General features: G+C 41.1%; 3 protein-coding genes and 1 pseudogene. 2 read left to right on the forward strand and 2 right to left on the reverse strand.

All coding sequences use genetic code 11. The annotated features are described in order from the left end of the window. Positions 1-239 (forward strand): integrase core domain-containing protein (locus L1D47_RS20445; RefSeq protein WP_239884257.1); only part of this gene is annotated, 239 nt, incomplete at its 5' end. A gap of 100 nt (positions 240-339) precedes the next feature. Then, positions 340-2,040 carry an AIPR family protein gene (locus L1D47_RS20450; protein WP_239886596.1) on the forward strand — a complete coding sequence of 567 codons (1,701 nt, stop codon included), beginning with the start codon at positions 340-342 and terminating at the stop codon, positions 2,038-2,040. Positions 2,041-2,401: 361 nt separating this feature from the next. Here the strand turns inward: L1D47_RS20450 and L1D47_RS20460 are convergent. Both L1D47_RS20460 and L1D47_RS20465 read right to left on the reverse strand, forming a co-directional pair. Then, a pseudogene (locus tag L1D47_RS20460) lies at positions 2,402-2,536 on the reverse strand (IS3 family transposase); the annotation flags it as partial. 32 nt (positions 2,537-2,568) lie between these two features. Next, a partial coding sequence (locus tag L1D47_RS20465; RefSeq protein WP_239883628.1) for a transposase domain-containing protein occupies positions 2,569-2,793 on the reverse strand: 225 nt, incomplete at its 5' end.

Below are 2,793 nucleotides of genomic sequence, written 5' to 3' on the forward strand. Positions count from 1 at the left end.
GTCGACGAGGAAACTGCTGGGACAACAGCCCGATGGAGCGCTTCTTTAGAAGCTTAAAAACAGAATGGATACCGATGACCGGCTATCGGGATATCGGTGAGGCTAAGAGTGAAATTTCACGATATGTGACGGGGTATTACAGTCAGCTGAGACCACATCAATATAACGGTGGGCTGACACCCAATGAGTCAGAGCGAAGATACTGGCTTGAATACAAAACCGTGGCCAATTTTAGTTGACCACTACATATTCTCTCTGCGGCAATGAAGCTGAATGCACTTCGTGTTGGTGTGCTTGGTATACGAGAAATAATCTAATTAGTCAAAAAAGTTGGACAGAATGAGCATAATTCACGTTAATCAGATAGCGAACAAAGTTGAACAGTTGTTCGAAAGCAAATTGGATGTATCTGATCTAAACCCATCCGATACAGAGTATCGTACAAAAGTGTTAACTCGATGTTTAGCTGCATATGCGGTCTATTGTGTTGGCGGGGCAAGTGAAGCTGAAGCTGCCAACTCAGTTATCGATGGAGCAGACGACAACGGAATTGACGCTATCTACTATTCTCCAGCGAACAAAAGAATGGTCTTAGTTCAATCTAAATGGTCAAAAAGAGGAGTTGGAGAGCCAGAAAGTGGTGATATGCGCAAATTTAAAGATGGTGTGTTTGATTTGCTAGGGTTGGATTTCTCCCGATTCAACGATAAAACAAGAAACATGCAAGCTCTCATCGAAACTGCACTAACAGCCTATGACACCAAATTTGATATTGTCTTGATCCATACAGGAAACCAACTCTTAAGTAGTCATAGTCAAAGAGTAATGGATGATTTGGTAGCCGAACTAAATGATGCGGGTGATGGTGTTAGTGAGGATGTAGTGACTTTTCATCAATTTAACCAAGCTAAGGTTCATGCTAGCTTGGCTGGAGGGATGGAAGGGGAGCCAATAGATCTCGAAATTGGACTATCACAATGGGGAAAAATTGAAGATCCCCACACTGCGTTTTTTGGAATGGTTTCCGGTGGTGAAGTATTCAATTGGTATAAATCTAAAGGTAAGCGCCTCTTTTCAAAGAACATTCGTCAAATGCTTGGCAGTACCGATGTAAATGATGAAATCAGTGCAACAATTGAAAACACACCAGAAAAGTTTTGGTATTTCAACAATGGGGTAACTCTTGTAGCCGACAGTATTAAAAAATCTATGGTAGGCGGTAATGGTAGGGATATAGGCTCATTTAAGGCGACAAATATTAGTATTGTTAACGGAGCTCAGACAGTCAGTACTATTGGTGGCTTTAATGAGTCGGAGATATCAAAACTTGAAAAGGTCAAAGTACCAATCAAGTTAATATCATTGGAAAATGCTGGTGATGATTTTGGTGCTAATGTAACAAAAACAAACAATAGACAAAATAGAATTGAAAATCGTGACTTCGTATCACTTGACGAACAACAGCTTAGGTTGAGGACTGAGCTAGCAATTGAGGGCATAGAATATAATGTAGTGCGTTCTGATGCTTTTAAGCCCTCCGTTAAGTCTTTTGACTTGTCAGAGGCAACAATTGCATTAGCATGTGCTTCAAATCAAGTAAACCTTGCTGTTCAGGCTAAACGAGAAATTGGTAAGTTTTATGAAAACTTGTCTAATGCTCCTTATAAATCAATATTTAACCCAAATGTATCAGGAGTATATGTTTCTAACGTAGTCAAAAGTTTAAGAGTTATAGAATCTCTTTTGAGTAAAAAAATAGACTCGTTAACTAAAAAAAGTGGCAGGGAATACGGAGTTTTGGTCCATGGTAATAGGATGATTGCTCTTTTAGTGTTCTCTGATCTTAACCTTAGCAAGTTGGCAAATGAATATGTCTTTGAACTAAGTGAGCCTGACTTTGAAGAATCGTTTGCAAAAGTAGTTGTAAATTTATCCCGAGAAGTTGAAGCACATTATGCGGACAAGATCTTAGGTACATTGTTTAAAAACACAACTATCTGCAAAGATCTTTACTCTAAGTGCATTTTACAATCTGTTTAAGAGTGATTCGCAACGCTTGGCATTTTTGCTATGCGTTGCGTTTAGTGTTTAAGGTGGTATGCGGCGGCATCAGTATTGCGTTGCTCACACCTTAACAGGGCGTTAACTCGAAGTAAGCGTCCGACAAACTGCACCTTCATATTTTAGCTATCAGCCACCATCATTGTTCTTCTGATTTATAGGAGGACAATATGTTTAATAACAGTACCCGGCTTGATGTCACTTTGATATGCGGCATCACTGATATGCGCAAGTCGATAGATGGTTTGAGTAACATTGTTGCTTATAGCTTGCGACAAGAGCCCTGTAATGGGCACTTGTTTGTTTTCTGTAATCGACAGCGCAATAAATTGAAGATTCTAAAATTGGCCACGGTTTTGTATTCAAGCCAGTATCTTCGCTCTGACTCATTGGGTGTCAGCCCACAGTTATATTGATGTGGTCTCAGCTGACTGTAATACCCCGTCACATATCGTGAAATTTCACTCTTAGCCTCACCGATATCCGTATCCGTCCGGAGAACTGCACCTAGCCGAGTTTTGCATTCCAGGGTAGCAAGTGTTCTAGACACTCGGGCTTAAGTGACAACTGCTCAAGGCAGTACATCAAGTAATCGAAGGGCGTCAACCCATTCGCCTTGGCGGTTTCGATCACACTGTACAGTATGGCACTCGCGTTCGCACCATTGGCCGTATTGGCAAATAGCCAGTTCTTCCGCCCAATGACGAACGGTTTTATCGCTCTCTCGGCGCG

It is taken from the genome of Shewanella sp. Isolate7 (assembly GCF_022398425.1).
Classification (GTDB): domain Bacteria; phylum Pseudomonadota; class Gammaproteobacteria; order Enterobacterales; family Shewanellaceae; genus Shewanella.

Coding starts and splice junctions, on each gene's coding strand:
- L1D47_RS20450 (WP_239886596.1), top strand. CDS start 340: ATGAGCATAATTCACGTTAATCAGATAGCGAACAAAGTTGAACAGTTG.